The sequence below is a fragment of the Streptomyces sp. NPDC054840 genome (assembly GCF_053611065.1).
Genome location: NZ_JBSGZP010000162.1, coordinates 1 through 12,373 on the forward strand (window position 1 = coordinate 1; position 12,373 = coordinate 12,373).

General features: G+C 72.1%; 14 protein-coding genes. 7 read left to right on the top strand and 7 right to left on the bottom strand.

Going from position 1 to position 12,373, the window contains the following annotated elements:
- Positions 1 to 511 (top strand): D-glycero-beta-D-manno-heptose 1-phosphate adenylyltransferase (rfaE2, locus tag ACWGIU_RS14550; RefSeq protein ID WP_453705720.1); only part of this gene is annotated, 511 nt, incomplete at its 5' end.
- Positions 512 to 550: 39 nt separating this feature from the next.
- On the opposite strand, the gene ACWGIU_RS14555 is transcribed toward rfaE2, so the two are convergent.
- On the bottom strand, positions 551 to 1,819 hold the full coding sequence (locus ACWGIU_RS14555) for an MFS transporter (RefSeq protein WP_453705746.1): 1,269 nt from the start codon (positions 1,817 to 1,819) through the stop codon (positions 551 to 553).
- 541 nt (positions 1,820 to 2,360) lie between these two features.
- Between ACWGIU_RS14555 and ACWGIU_RS14560 the strand changes: the two genes are divergently transcribed.
- A complete protein-coding gene (locus tag ACWGIU_RS14560) occupies positions 2,361 to 3,380 on the top strand; it encodes a glycosyltransferase family 9 protein (protein ID WP_453705722.1) in 1,020 nt (339 codons plus the stop codon).
- Between the two features lie 27 nt (positions 3,381 to 3,407).
- Here the strand turns inward: ACWGIU_RS14560 and ACWGIU_RS14565 are convergent, their stop codons facing one another.
- Positions 3,408 to 3,785 (bottom strand): hypothetical protein, encoded by a 378-nt coding sequence (locus tag ACWGIU_RS14565; RefSeq protein ID WP_453705724.1) that lies wholly within the window; start codon positions 3,783 to 3,785, stop codon positions 3,408 to 3,410.
- Positions 3,786 to 4,199: 414 nt separating this feature from the next.
- Between ACWGIU_RS14565 and ACWGIU_RS14570 the strand changes: the two genes are divergently transcribed.
- Complete coding sequence (locus tag ACWGIU_RS14570) at positions 4,200 to 4,598, top strand: cofilin family protein (protein ID WP_453705726.1); 399 nt, start codon at positions 4,200 to 4,202, stop codon at positions 4,596 to 4,598.
- Positions 4,599 to 4,662: 64 nt separating this feature from the next.
- Here ACWGIU_RS14570 and ACWGIU_RS14575 read toward each other — a convergent pair whose 3' ends face one another.
- A complete protein-coding gene (locus tag ACWGIU_RS14575; protein WP_453705728.1) occupies positions 4,663 to 5,139 on the bottom strand; it encodes an STAS domain-containing protein in 477 nt (158 codons plus the stop codon).
- 230 nt (positions 5,140 to 5,369) lie between these two features.
- Here ACWGIU_RS14575 and ACWGIU_RS14580 point away from each other — a divergent pair, with 230 nt between their 5' ends.
- From ACWGIU_RS14580 to ACWGIU_RS14590, 3 genes are all read left to right on the top strand, one after another.
- Entirely contained in the window at positions 5,370 to 5,801 is a 432-nt protein-coding gene (locus ACWGIU_RS14580) for an STAS domain-containing protein (RefSeq protein ID WP_453705730.1), read from the top strand.
- A gap of 285 nt (positions 5,802 to 6,086) precedes the next feature.
- On the top strand, positions 6,087 to 6,527 hold the full coding sequence (locus tag ACWGIU_RS14585) for an SRPBCC family protein (RefSeq protein WP_453705732.1): 441 nt from the start codon (positions 6,087 to 6,089) through the stop codon (positions 6,525 to 6,527).
- Between the two features lie 128 nt (positions 6,528 to 6,655).
- A complete protein-coding gene (locus ACWGIU_RS14590; protein ID WP_453705734.1) occupies positions 6,656 to 8,020 on the top strand; it encodes a carotenoid oxygenase family protein in 1,365 nt (454 codons plus the stop codon).
- A gap of 107 nt (positions 8,021 to 8,127) precedes the next feature.
- On the opposite strand, the gene ACWGIU_RS14595 is transcribed toward ACWGIU_RS14590, so the two are convergent.
- Positions 8,128 to 9,075 carry an NADP-dependent oxidoreductase gene (locus ACWGIU_RS14595; RefSeq protein WP_453705736.1) on the bottom strand — a complete coding sequence of 316 codons (948 nt, stop codon included), beginning with the start codon at positions 9,073 to 9,075 and terminating at the stop codon, positions 8,128 to 8,130.
- A gap of 200 nt (positions 9,076 to 9,275) precedes the next feature.
- Positions 9,276 to 9,911 (bottom strand): CGNR zinc finger domain-containing protein, encoded by a 636-nt coding sequence (locus ACWGIU_RS14600; RefSeq protein ID WP_453705738.1) that lies wholly within the window; start codon positions 9,909 to 9,911, stop codon positions 9,276 to 9,278.
- An 81-nt stretch (positions 9,912 to 9,992) separates the two neighbouring features.
- Between ACWGIU_RS14600 and ACWGIU_RS14605 the strand changes: the two genes are divergently transcribed.
- Entirely contained in the window at positions 9,993 to 10,787 is a 795-nt protein-coding gene (locus tag ACWGIU_RS14605; protein WP_453705740.1) for an MBL fold metallo-hydrolase, read from the top strand.
- A gap of 181 nt (positions 10,788 to 10,968) precedes the next feature.
- Here ACWGIU_RS14605 and ACWGIU_RS14610 read toward each other — a convergent pair whose 3' ends face one another.
- Together ACWGIU_RS14610 and ACWGIU_RS14615 are read right to left on the bottom strand one after the other, a co-directional pair.
- On the bottom strand, positions 10,969 to 11,352 hold the full coding sequence (locus ACWGIU_RS14610) for a hypothetical protein (RefSeq protein WP_453705742.1): 384 nt from the start codon (positions 11,350 to 11,352) through the stop codon (positions 10,969 to 10,971).
- Positions 11,353 to 11,472: 120 nt separating this feature from the next.
- Entirely contained in the window at positions 11,473 to 12,012 is a 540-nt protein-coding gene (locus ACWGIU_RS14615; RefSeq protein ID WP_453705744.1) for a DoxX family membrane protein, read from the bottom strand.
- Positions 12,013 to 12,373 lie beyond the last annotated feature (361 nt).

The following is a 12,373-nucleotide window of genomic DNA, read 5'->3' on the forward strand; positions in this document are numbered from 1 at the left end:
GTCCCCCCGGAGCGCATCGGCCCGGCCCGCGGGCGGCGACGCCTTCGCGACGGCCGCGAGCGTACGGGCTCGGGGCGGAACGGTGGTCGCCACGGGCGGCTGTTTCGACCTGCTCCACGCCGGGCACGTCGGCTTGCTGGACAGCGCGCGGCGGATCGGCGACTGCCTGATCGTCTGCGTGAACTCGGACGTCTCGCTGCGGCGGCTCAAGGGGCCGGGGCGCCCCCTGAACCCGTTGGAGGACCGCGTACGGGTGCTGGCGGCGCTCGGCAGCGTCGACGCCGTCGTGGCCTTCGAGGAGGACACGCCCCAGACACTGTTGGGCCTCCTGCGGCCGGACGTGTGGGTCAAGGGCGGCGACTATTCGGCGGACGATCTTCCGGAGGCGCGGGCGCTGCGCGCCTGGGGAGGTCAGGCCGTCGTCCTGCCCTACCTCGACGGCCGTTCCACCACCGGCCTCGCCGATCGCGCCGCCCGGGCCGCCTCGGGTGCCCGGTCCTCCGCCTCCTGAGCGGCCCGGGCCGGACGCACTGTGTCGCGGCCGCAGTGGTCAGGCGGCGGTGCTCAGCCGGGCCCGGACGGGCACGGCTGCCTCGGCCACCGGGATGAGCGCTCCGCTGCGAGGCTCCCGGCCCTTCAGCAGATAGCCCGTGACAACGAACGTGGCGATGGCCAGTCCCCCCACGATCAGAGTGACCCGGACACCGGCCAGCTCCATGGACAGCCCCAGCATCGGCGGCGCCGCCAGACCCCACACGGTGCGGATGCTGGACCAGGCGCCGAGCACACGGCCCCTCATGTGGGCGGGCGGGTCGGTCTGGAGCACGGTGGACTGGGCGGTGTCCCCGACGGATTCCGCCATCGCCATGGGCAGGACGAGGACCAGGAGCACCAGGAGGGACGGGGCCAGCCCGGAGAGAATTTGCAGGACGGCCCCGGCCAGGGTCAGGGCCGCGACCATGCGGACGCTCGGCCTGCGCAGCCGGGCGCCCAGGACCGCCCCGACGATCCCGCCGACGGCCAGCACTGTGGAGACCTTGCTGAAGGAACCCGCGTCACCGGCCAGGGGCCCGGTGACCAGGACCACCAGGGTGAGCGAGTAGTTGCGGCCGAACAGCGCACTGATCCCGTTCAGGGCGGCGAGGGCGACCAGTCGCGGGCGCCGCATGAAGAAGGCGAGCCCCTCCCGGGCGCTCATGCCCTGCGCCTCGGCCCCTTCGGGCGCCGGCCGCCCGGCGGGGGCGGGTACCACCGGCTGGGCCGCCTCGTGCGGGCGGGCCGCCTTGAGGAACGGGATCACGCAGGCCACGAACAGGAACGACAAGCCGTTGGCCGCGTAGGCCGCCGCCGTCCCCAGGAAGCCGACCGCCACGCCGGCGAGTGCGGCACCCGCGAGCCGTCCGGCGCTGTGGACGAGCGAGCCCACCCCGATGGCCGACGGCACGTCCTGGGCGCGGACGAGATCATTGCCGAGCAGCGCGCACGCGGGGCCGTCGACGGTCGCGATCAGGCCGGTCACCGCGGCCAGCGCCAGCAGTACCGGGAGGCCGAGGCCGCCCAGCGCGACCAGCAGGGCCGTCACGAGCGCCACCGCACCGAGCAGGGCCTGCGCGACGGCGGCGGTCAGCTTGCGGGGCAAGCGGTCGACGGCCGCGCCGCCCGCCAGGCCGAGGAGCACGCCGGGCGCCATCTGGATGGACACGGACAGGCCGGTGGCGGCGGCCGATCCCGTGATCTGCAGGACCAGAAGGTTCTGCACCGTCAGCTGCATCCAGGTGCCCGCGTTGGACACGAAGTTCGCGACGGCCCACCAGCGCATGCTGCGGTAGCGGAGGGACCGCCACGGGGAGCGGTCGACGGAGCGGTCGGGCGGGGGAGCGGAAGAGGACGCGGACACAGAGGCAGACACAAGCAGGACCCAGGGTGGAGCGCGAAGCGCAGGAGGCGGAGGGAACGGGCGCTCCGCACCGCCCGACGCGCACGGCGGCAGCCGGCATCAGAAGGGGGAGGAACTGGCCCGCGGACCATGGTGGCAGAACCTCCCACCCACCTCGGTGACCGGGGACACCCGACGGGCCCCCTGCGAGGCCCCGGACCCCGGCCTGCCAAGGCCTACGGGGCAGCCGGTGTGTTTGCTCACAGCTGCAGTCCGGAGCCGTCCCGCCACCGTGCGGCCTAGCCCGGCGTGCCCCGGAGGACCGTCCTCGCGACAGTGGAGTGCAGCAGCCGCGTGACGCGCGCTTTCCTGGGTGGAGCGGCTCGGTGGCGACCCGGGAGGGAGCACGCTCAGGTGCGGATCCCGGCCGGCGACAGCGGCCGCATCGGCGGCCCGTCCCCCTGGTGAGCCTCGGAAGGACCTCATGAGTGTGCACAAGCCGGCAGGTCCCGCTCCGAGAAAGCAGGTGCTCGCCGACAGCCGCCCCCAGGTACTGGTTCTGCGGGCCTTGGGCCTCGGCGACCTGCTGACGGTGGTGCCCTGCCTGCGGGCGCTGCGCAGGAGCATGCCGGACGGCGACATCGTCCTGGCCGCACCCGACCGGCTGGCCACCGTCGCCGTTGCCACCGGCCTCGTGGACCGGGTCCTGCCCACGACCGCGCGAGGCCGCGGCGTCCCCACCGAATTGAGCTGGGAGGGACCGCCGCCGGAGCTGGCCGTGGATTTACAGGGGAACGGGCCCCCCAGCCATCTGCTCCTCCAGCGGCTGCGGCCGCGCCGGCTCCTCGCCTACCGGCACGTGCGGACCCCGGACGTCCTCGGACCCGAGTGGCGCGACGACGAGCACGAGCGCGAACGCTGGTGCCGCCTGCTGCGCTGGTACGGCATCGAGGCAGACCCCACGGACCTTTCGATCGCCGCCCCTGCGTGCGCCTCGCCCGCCCCGGGCGCCGTCGTCGTCCACCCCGGCGCCGACGCCGGTTCTCGCCGGTGGCCCCCCGAACGGTTCGCAGCGGTCGTACGCGCCCTCCGCCGAGCGGGCCAGGCCGTGGTCGTCACGGCGGGCGCGGGCGAGGGGGCGCTGGCGCGGCGCGTGGCGAGCGACGCGGGACTGCCATCGGAGGCGGTGGTCGGCGGCTCCAGCGACGTCCCCTTCGACGAGCTGTCCGCACTGGTGGCCGGTGCGCGCTGTGTCCTGGTCGGCGATACGGGTCTGGCGCACCTCGCGACGGCCCTGGGTACCCGGTCCGTCGTCCTCTTCGGCCCCGTCGCCCCCCGCCTGTGGGGCCCGCCCGCTCACGCGAAACACCGGGTGTTGTGGTGCCCGCGCGAGGGAGAGGACCCCTTGCGGCCCGGCGACGCACACGCGTCGCTGCCCGATGCCCGGCTCCTGCGCATCTCTGTCGGCCAGGTGGTCGAGGCGGTGCTCAGCCACTGCCGTTGAGATGAGTGCGCCCGTCTGCCGCGCGAGTCAGCCGGCGTTCCGCTTGCCGGGAGGGTCCTGCGGATCGATCCCGGTCACCGCCGACGCGTCCCGTGTGCCACTGGGACGGCGCGAGGCGCCCTGCGGCCCCAGGTCATGCATGCCCTTGGGGCTCTTGGCCCCCTTGGTCTGCTGCTCTCCTCTGCGGCCTTCGCTCTTTCCTACATCGACGCCGGAACCCTTCTTCTCTTCCTGGGACACCTCACGGCCGGGACCGCGAGCGGGAGCGTGCTCCTCCGCGTGGAAAGACCGCTCGGCACTCGGATTCTCCTGCTTTCGCGTCGCATCCACGTCCGGCGCCCAACCATGCTGTGGACCGGTGTGTCTGCTTGCTTCGCTCTGGTTTGGTTTCTGCTGCTTCGCCATGATCTGCCTGCTCTCTTCGGCCGCACGGGGCAGCCGCGGCGGCCGAACTGTCGATGTGTACTGCTCCTACCCGTTCGGGCTCCGACAATCCTGCGGGCCAGGTCGAGTTCGCGAGCGGGCCCCGCGCACCTGGAGCAGTCAGGCTGCACCCGGCGAGCGGGCATGGTGGGATCGGCGGGTGAAGGATCCCTTCGGATGTGACGCGCCGGCTCTTCTGGCCTGTTCCGGGACAGCGGACCGTACGGCGGCACGCCGCGCTGTCGCTGCCCACGCCGTCGACCCCACAGATCTGGCGCTGCTGCTGGACATGCTCGGTTTGCTGCCCGAGGCCGGCCCAGAGCCGCCACCCCCACCGGGATGCAGGGCCGACCCTCCGGATGACACCTCCCCGGCCCTGAGCGAAGTGAGGTTCTCATGAGCGGCCCGATCGCTCTGACGGAAGACTGCCATGAGGCCCTTCACCACCTGAGGCAGACGCGGGAGATCAATACGGTGATCCTCCGCTTCCGGGCAGGCGGTGTGCTGGCGCCGGAGCTGGAGAGCAATCTGACCCATGACGAGCTGGTTTCGGCGCTGCCCGCGGACCAGGCGCGCCTGATCCTGCACGAGCTGTCCTTCGCCACCCCGGAGGGCGCACGCCGCCACGAAGTGCTGCTGGTCCTGTGGATGCCGCCGGACACCGAAGCCCAGGAAGAGGTCTACACGGCCGGTTACGCCCTCCTGAAAAGGTGCCTCCCGGACGTCCATGTCCACCTCACGGCCAGACGTCCTGACCAGCTGCAGTACCGAAGGCTCGTCGCCCTCGCCGGCTGAGGACAGGGGCTGCTCCCATCGAACCGACACGCGGCGCGACCGTTTCCGGTGCGTGGGCCGGTGGTCAGCGAAGGGAACGGAAGGTCCCTGGTCTGCGGCTGAGTCCGGCGATGGCTCCGGAGGGGACGAAGTCGGCCTGGGCCCTGGACATGCCGTGTTCGTGCTCCTCGTGTGCGCGGAAGTCGAGGACGCGGCGCAGGGCGGTTGCTGCGGCCCGGCGTTCTCGGATCTTGCCGTCGGGGAGGCTGCCCAGGTCGTCGATGAGATCCAGCAACTGCCGGGGTTGCGGCCGCCAGGCGTGGACGACCAGCCGGACGCCGCGGACTTCGAGCCGGCCGGCCAAGGCCACGAGGCAGTGCAGGCCGTTGAGGTCCATGAACGCGACGTGTGCCATGGTGCAGGCCACGAACGTCGTGTCCGTGCCGACCGCGTGATCGACCTGGTCGAAGGCGGGACAGCTGTCGAGGTCGAGGTCTCCGAGAGGTGTCAGGCAGAGGGTGGTTCCATACCGCCTGATCGCGATGCGGAAGGCCGGTTTCATGGCGTCTCACCTCGCCATCTCTGGAGCACCGTACGCATGGCGCCCCGACGACATGGTCTCTTGAACGAATTTTCGGCCTCACCCGCACCCGGGGCAAGTAGGTGAGGCGGCGAGGCCTACGGACGGGCTTGCCGCCGCTTTCGAGGCTGAGGCAGGATCGGACCAGGACCATTTCCGTCCACACAGGGCAGGAGTGCATCAGAACGGCCGGTCCTGGCGAGGTGATACTCATGGAACGCGATTTCCGGATCGTGACGCGACGTTTCGGGCCCACCGTGCACCTGGCCCCGGACGGTGAACTCGACCTCGACTCCCGCCCTGTCCTCGAGGAAGCCTTGACCGTCCTCGACGAGAGCGTCGTGGTGGTGGTGTGTGACATGACACGCCTCCGCTTCCTCGACGTCACCGGCATGCACGCACTCCACCACCTCGCTCTGCGGTTCCACGACCGCGGTCTCGCGTTCTTCGCCTTCGGATGGCAGGCACAACCGCAGCGGCTCCTGGACATCATCGACAGCCTCTACCCGTCCCCGGAAGCCGGCTCGGAGCCCACCGCGGTGCTGCGCCGCTGCCTGCGCGACGCGGCTGCGTCCCAGCGGGCGGCCGGCACCGAAGCCGCCCGTGCGAACGCCGTGGTCTACGGAACGCCGCAAGCCGGCTAGTGCTGTGGCCGGGAAGGTTTGCCGGGTTGCGGCGTCCGGTGTGGTGCATCGCAAGGCGGAGGGCTGCGGCTCGTACTGGACGCGTACTTGCGCGGTCCGACAACGCGGCGAGGTGCCGTGCCGGGCGTCGTGACCCGGTGAACCTTTCCGGTCACAGCACTAGGCCGTCTCTTTCGGATCTTGCCGGGCCCGCGACGCCCGGCACCGCACCCGGCCGCGTTGTCGGGCGCCGGAGTACGTCCAGCCGCACCACCGACATCTCTCATCCAGACAGGAAGTACAGCCATGGTCACCATCGACGAGACCGCCCCCGTGATCGTCCGCCTGAGCACCGTGATCGACGCCCCGCTCACGACCGTGTGGGCGCTGCACACCGATGTCGCGGCCTGGCCCGCCTGGAACGCGGACATCGACCGGACCGAGGTCGACGGACCGCTGCTGCCCGGCAGCTCCTTCAGCTGGCTCACCCACGGCCTGGACATCACCTCCACCGTGCGGGAGCTGCTGCCCGGGAAGCGGATCGTGTGGGGCGGGACCGTCGAGGGCATCGTAGGCATCCACGTATGGGCCTTCGAGCAGTCCGACGCCGGTGTCGTCGTCCACACCGAGGAATCCTGGAGCGGATCCCCGGTCGACGCCGAGGTGGACGAGCTCGGCAGGGCCCTCCACGACTCCCTCGAAGGCTGGCTCTCCCACCTCAAGGGCCGCGCGGAACAGGCGGTCTGACCAGGCACCACTTCACACTTCCGCGCCCCCGCAGATCCACGCACGCGCGCACGCATCCACGCATGCATCCAGCCATCCACGCATCCACGCATCCACGCATCCACGCATCCACGAAAGAGGTTCCTGCCATGTCGACCACCCCGCCGTACCTGACCGGCCACTACACCCCCGTCGCCGAGGAGGTCTCCGCCGCCGGCCTCACCGTCGAGGGCACGCTGCCGCCCGAGCTGACCGGCCGGCTGCTGCGCAACGGACACAACCCCAAGCCCGGTGTCACCCCCACCCACTGGTTCAAGGGCAGCGGCATGGTCCACGGCATCCGCCTGCGTGACGGCCGCGCCGAGTGGTACCGCAACCGCTGGGTCCACACCCCCGCCCTCGACGGTGCCCCGTACATGACCGAGCACGGCCCCGACCTGACCGCCAGCACCGCCGGCACCCACGTCATCGAACACGCCGGACGCCTCCTCGCGCTCTGCGAGGCCAACCTGCCCTTCGAGCTCACCCCGGACCTGGACACCATCGGCGCCTACGACTTCGACGGCAAACTGCGCACCGCCATGACCGCACACCCCAAGGAAGACCCCGTCACGGGGGAACTCCACTTCTTCGGCTCCTCGCCCTTCCCGCCGTTCCTGACCCACTACGTCGCCGACACCAAGGGCGCCATCACCCACAGCGCCGAGGTCCCCGGAGCGACCGCCTCCCTCAAGCACGACTTCGCCATCACCCGGCGCCACGTCGTCTTCGTCGAGGGCAACGTCACCTTCGACCACACGGAGAGCTCGGGCATCCCCTACAGCTGGAGCGACCAGCAGCCCTCCCGCATCGGCGTCATGCCGCGCGGCGAGGACGGAGCCCGCCACACCCGCTGGTTCTCCATCGAGCCCGGCAACATGCTCCACGTCTCCAACGCCTACGAGGACGGTCTGGGCCGCATAGTCCTCGAAGGCCCCACCGTCGACCGCGAAGGCTTCCGCCTCTCCTGGAACTGGTGGATCGGTGCCCCCGAGCGCGGCAGCGAGCCCGTCACCCGCTCGTACACCCGCCGCTGGGTCCTCGACCTGACCGCCGGCACCGTCGACGAACAGATCATCGACGACCTGCCCGTCGAGTTCCCCACCATCAACGAGGAGTACCTCGGCGCCGAGAACCGCTACCAGTACGCCGTCTCCTTCCCCGACGAGAAGGGCTTCGGCGGCTACGGCATCGTCAAGTACGACCGCACGACCGGCGCACGCCGCATCCACCAGATCGGCGACGCCCGCATGCCCGGCGAAGCCGTCTTCGTCCCCGCCACCGACGCCACGAGCGAGGACGACGGCTACCTCCTCACCGTCGTCTCCGACCTCAAGCAGAACGCCTCACACCTCCTGGTGCTCGACGCATCCGGCCTCGACCGCATCGCCACCGTCCACCTCCCCCACCGCGTCAGCGCCGGACTCCACGGTTCCTGGATCCCCGACAGCACCCTGAACGGTTCCGCGGGCTGATCCTGGGCGGGGATGGGCCCGCGCAGGCGCAAGGAAGCAATGACGCCCCCCACCCCTGGAGTCGGGTGTGGGGCGTCATGTCCGGCGGGGCCGTCACCCGGCAGCTGTCAGGTCGTGATGACGAGTTTGCCGCGGACATGCCCGTCCAGGAGGGCGGTGCGGGCCTCGTCGATGGAGGCGAGGGGGTAAGCGCGGGTCTCGGCGACGCGCAGGCCGCCCGCCGTCACCCCGGTGGCGAGACGGGCCATGTCTTCGCCGGTGGCGTGGTAGGCGAAGTTCACCGCCCTGATGCCCCGGGCCGCGAGAGCGTCGGGATCGGTGGCGAAGACCGTGCTGAGCAGCCGGCCGCCGTCACGCAGCAGTGGTGCGATACGGGTGTTGACTGTCTCGGCGTCGTCGGCGAGGTCGATGACGGCGTCGATACCGTCGGGGTGGGCGGAGCTGACCGCGTCGGCGACATCGGTGGTGCGGTGATCGATGGTCTCGGCGGCGCCCAGGGATCGGGCGTACTCGTGGTCCGCCGTGGTGGCGACGGCGATGACGTGGGCGCCGCGGCCTGCGGCCATCTGCAGCGCATAAGAGCCCACGCCGCCGGTCGCACCGACCACCAGGAGCTTTTCGCCCTCGGTCAGGCCGAGCCAGTCCACCGCGCTCTGGGCGGTCCCGCCCGTCATCGGCAGCGCCGCGGCGGCCACGGGGTCCAGGCTTTCCGGGCGGGGCGCGAGGGCCGCCTGCCGAGGGGCGGTCATGTACTCGGCGAAGGATCCGTGCGCGAAGGAACGCGGCCACACCAGGCCGAAGACCTCGTCGCCGACGGTGAAGTCGGCGCCCTCGCCCGCTGCGGTCACCGTGCCGGACACGTCGAAGCCGAGGGTGAGGGGGAAGGAGAACTCGGCTCCCGAGCCGGCCAACTCTCCGCGGGCCGTCTTGAAGTCGAGGGAATTGAGTCCTGCCGCACGGACCCTGATCTGCACTTCGCCCGGGCCGGGGTCCGGAACGGGAACCTCCCGGAGGGCCGGGGTATCGCCGAAGGCGTCGATGACGTAAGCGCGCAAAGCGGGGCCTTTCAGGAAGGGCCGCCGAACCCCTACGGGCCAGAAGCCGAAGACGGCGGGACACCAGCGTGGTCCACGACGGATCATCGCCCGCGAACGGAAGACGGAAGCGCCCAGCACACGCCGGTCGGCCAGGGCTGACCCGGACGGCGTATCAAGGAGGCAGCCCACGGCATGGCCCGGTGACCGTGACGCCGCCGCTACGAGGTCCGGGCCTCGGGTGCCTCGTCATCCTGTCCCGTCCGGGTGCGCCGGGCGTAGGCGCGGGCGGCGCGGGCTCGGTCGCCGCAGCGCGTGGAGCACCAGTGGCGGCGGCCCTGGCGGAGCAGGTAGCGGTTGCAGGGGGTGGAGCCGCATGCGGTGAGGCGTTCGGCGTTCGGGGAGGTGAGGAGGTCGGCGGCGTCGGCGGCGAGGGTCGCCAGGGCGTGGTCGAGGATGGCGGTGGTGGGGTGCGTGGTGGCGCGGTAGGGGCCGGACTTCTCGTCCCACTGCAGCAGGGGCGCGGTGGGGACGCGGGTCATCGCGTCGTTGACAGCCCTGACGGCGGCGGGGAGGGCCGGGAGGCCCTCGGCGCGGGCCGCGAACAATGACCTGACCTGCTCGCGCAGCGAGCGCAGTTGCGTCGTGCACATCTCCTGGATACCGGCGTCGACCGGCGCGAGACCGCGTTCCGTCAGCCAGTGGTTCGCTTGTGCGGGGGTCCCCAGGAGGTCGACGGTATGCCCGCCGGGCCGCGCGATGGCGCTGTTGGCCAGGGCGAGGGAGATGTGCTCCTCCTCGCCCTGGGCCGGCGGCAGGACCGGGTCTTCCCTCACGAACTCCTTCACATTCCTCATGGTACGTCTTGCAGCTATCCATGAGAAGCCGCTACGGTCATCTCACGGTTCATTCGCAAATATCCGTGAGGTGTTGTCCCCGTGTCCTCTGTGCCCGCATCGACAGACCAGTTCGCCGTCCGCGTTCTGGGTGGCCCGACCGCCCTTTTCGAGTACGGCGGCCTGCGCTTCCTGACCGACCCGACCTTCGACGCCCCCGGCGACTACCCGTCGCCCGGCGTGACCCTGACCAAGACGGCCCCCTCCCTCGCCGGCCCCGGCGACCTCGGCCCCGTCGACGTGGTCCTGCTCTCCCATGACGAGCACCCCGACAACCTCGACACCTCCGGCCGGGCCCTGCTCGCAGACGTACCGCTCACCCTCACCACCCCCGGCGGGGGACAGCGCCTCGGCGAGAAGGCCAAGGGCCTGGCCGACTGGGAATCCGTCGAACTGGACCGCCCGGGCGGCGGCACCGTGACCGTGACCGGCGTACCCGCCGTTCACGGACCCGGGGTGCGCGCGGAGGTCGAACCGATCCTCGGCCAGGTCATCGGCTTCGTGCTGACCGGCGAGGGCCTGCCCACCGTCTACGTCAGCGGCGACAACGCCTCGCTCACCGCGGTCAAGGAGATCGCCGAGCGCTACGCCCCGGTGGACACCGCCATACTCTTCGCGGGAGCCCCCCGCTTCCCCGGCCTCTTCGACGGAGGACTGATCGTCCTGGACAGCGCCCAGGCCGCCGAAGCCGTCCAGATCCTCGGCGCCCGCCGCGTCGTTCCCGTCCACTGCGACAGCTGGGCCCACTTCACCGAGGGCCACGACGAACTGAAAGCGGCGTTCACCGCTGCCGGACTGACCGACCGCTTGGACTCCGACTGGGGCCGGCCCGCCTGAGCCGGACGGCCGGGCGAACCATGGCCCGCAGCTGCCCGCCACCCTTCACGGCAGCTGAGCCGGCTCGGTTCGGGAGGTCGCAGGTCCGGCGGACCAGCCCGGCGCCGCCCGCCCAGCTCACCGGGGCCCTGGGCGGGGGCGGGGCCCCTCGCCCGCGCCCGCGGCCGCGTGCGTGGTGGCGTCAGTCCTCCTCCGGTGGGACCCGCCTCTCGTCCGGCCCGGTCTGCAGGTCCAGCATCGCGAGCAGTGCGGCCAGGTCGTCGGGGCTGGTGGTACGGGCCGTAACAGCCTCGTGGGCCCGCTCGCGGCGGCCGGCGGTGCCCGCAGAGGTGTCGCGGCACGGCGGCTCACCCGTGGCACCCGCTCCGGAACCGCTCCTCCCGCCGGAGAACGACCGGTGCTCGGCGGCGCCTTCACAGGTGGGCGCAATACGTCGGCGACGGCGGCACCAGGCGCTCCGGGCGACGCCGGCCAGGACTTCCGTCAGGAAGCGCGGCCGAGGCACACGCGGCCGGAGCAGCGGGCCGACGGGTATCCGCAGGACGGTGGGACGGGCGTCTGCCATGTCGGCCTCCTCGCCGTTCGATCAGGGCGCCGGACCGTACCGGCGGCCAGGACCCGGACGTCGTGCGATGGGTACGCTGCCGGCCGGGGTGACCGGAGCGGGGCTGGAGTTCGGCCCGCCTCAGCGGGAGCCGGTGAGGGAGCCCGCGACCCCCTTGGCGCGGTGGACCGTACGCGCCGCGGCCGCTTCGACGGGACGGCGGACGGCATCCACCGGGTGGCGGTGGTCGAGCGCGTGCCGCGAGCGGTGGGCGAGCGAGGGCTTGCCGTGGGTGTCCGCGGCGGCGATGAGGAGCCCTCCCAGCGCGGAGAGGTCGGTCAGGAAGTGGGCGCGCTGCCGCGCGCGCTCCTCCGGATCCTCCACCGTCCAAAAGGCATGGGCGGTGAGGGAGGTCGGCACGAGGGTCGCGGCGAGCGTGAGCGCGCTCAGGCGTGGGGCACGCCCCGCCGCGAACAGCAGACCCGCCGCGGCCTGGATCGTGCTGGTGACGCGCACCAGCTGCAGTGGATCCCCGGCAAGGGCCGGGATGCGTGTCCCGACCGCCCGGATGACGGGTCGGGTCACTTCCGCGACGGCCTCGGGGCGGCGCAGGGTGCGGAGTCCTCCGGTGACGAACGGGGCGGCGAGCAGGGGGCGGGCGAGCTTTCGTAGGACGGCCATGGCCCGCTGCTGCCCAAACTCCGCCCGTCCATCCGGGCGGAGTCACCCGGTCTGTCGGCCGTCGGCCCGGGATGGACATCCGTGAGAGCGATCGGACCGTGAGTTCGAGTCCGTGCGTGAGGTACGGCGGGCCCGACGACCAGGGCGACGACGGACGGCCGATCGGTTGTCGAGGGGGCGAGGCGCGGCCCGCCATCGTGCGCGGTGAGCAGTCCCACGTCGGGACGGGCTGGGTGCGCCCGTCCCCAGCGTGCGGCGGCGTCAGCGCCGTGTCCCCGGTGGCGCCGCGCGCCGACGCCTCCTTCGGCCGGAGCGGCCGGAGGGGCCCCACGGCCGAAGTAGCTGGAGCGGCCGGAGGAGC

Excerpts from the sequence above, each read along its gene's own strand:
- ACWGIU_RS14555 (WP_453705746.1), bottom strand. The coding sequence starts at position 1,819 with ATGCGCTGGTGGGCCGTCGCGAACTTCGTGTCCAACGCGGGCACCTGG.
- ACWGIU_RS14560 (WP_453705722.1), top strand. The coding sequence starts at position 2,361 with ATGAGTGTGCACAAGCCGGCAGGTCCCGCTCCGAGAAAGCAGGTGCTC.
- ACWGIU_RS14565 (WP_453705724.1), bottom strand. The coding sequence starts at position 3,785 with ATGGCGAAGCAGCAGAAACCAAACCAGAGCGAAGCAAGCAGACACACC.
- ACWGIU_RS14570 (WP_453705726.1), top strand. The coding sequence starts at position 4,200 with ATGAGCGGCCCGATCGCTCTGACGGAAGACTGCCATGAGGCCCTTCAC.
- ACWGIU_RS14575 (WP_453705728.1), bottom strand. The coding sequence starts at position 5,139 with ATGAAACCGGCCTTCCGCATCGCGATCAGGCGGTATGGAACCACCCTC.
- ACWGIU_RS14580 (WP_453705730.1), top strand. The coding sequence starts at position 5,370 with ATGGAACGCGATTTCCGGATCGTGACGCGACGTTTCGGGCCCACCGTG.
- ACWGIU_RS14585 (WP_453705732.1), top strand. The coding sequence starts at position 6,087 with ATGGTCACCATCGACGAGACCGCCCCCGTGATCGTCCGCCTGAGCACC.
- ACWGIU_RS14590 (WP_453705734.1), top strand. The coding sequence starts at position 6,656 with ATGTCGACCACCCCGCCGTACCTGACCGGCCACTACACCCCCGTCGCC.
- ACWGIU_RS14600 (WP_453705738.1), bottom strand. The coding sequence starts at position 9,911 with ATGAGGAATGTGAAGGAGTTCGTGAGGGAAGACCCGGTCCTGCCGCCG.
- ACWGIU_RS14610 (WP_453705742.1), bottom strand. The coding sequence starts at position 11,352 with ATGGCAGACGCCCGTCCCACCGTCCTGCGGATACCCGTCGGCCCGCTG.
- ACWGIU_RS14615 (WP_453705744.1), bottom strand. The coding sequence starts at position 12,012 with ATGGCCGTCCTACGAAAGCTCGCCCGCCCCCTGCTCGCCGCCCCGTTC.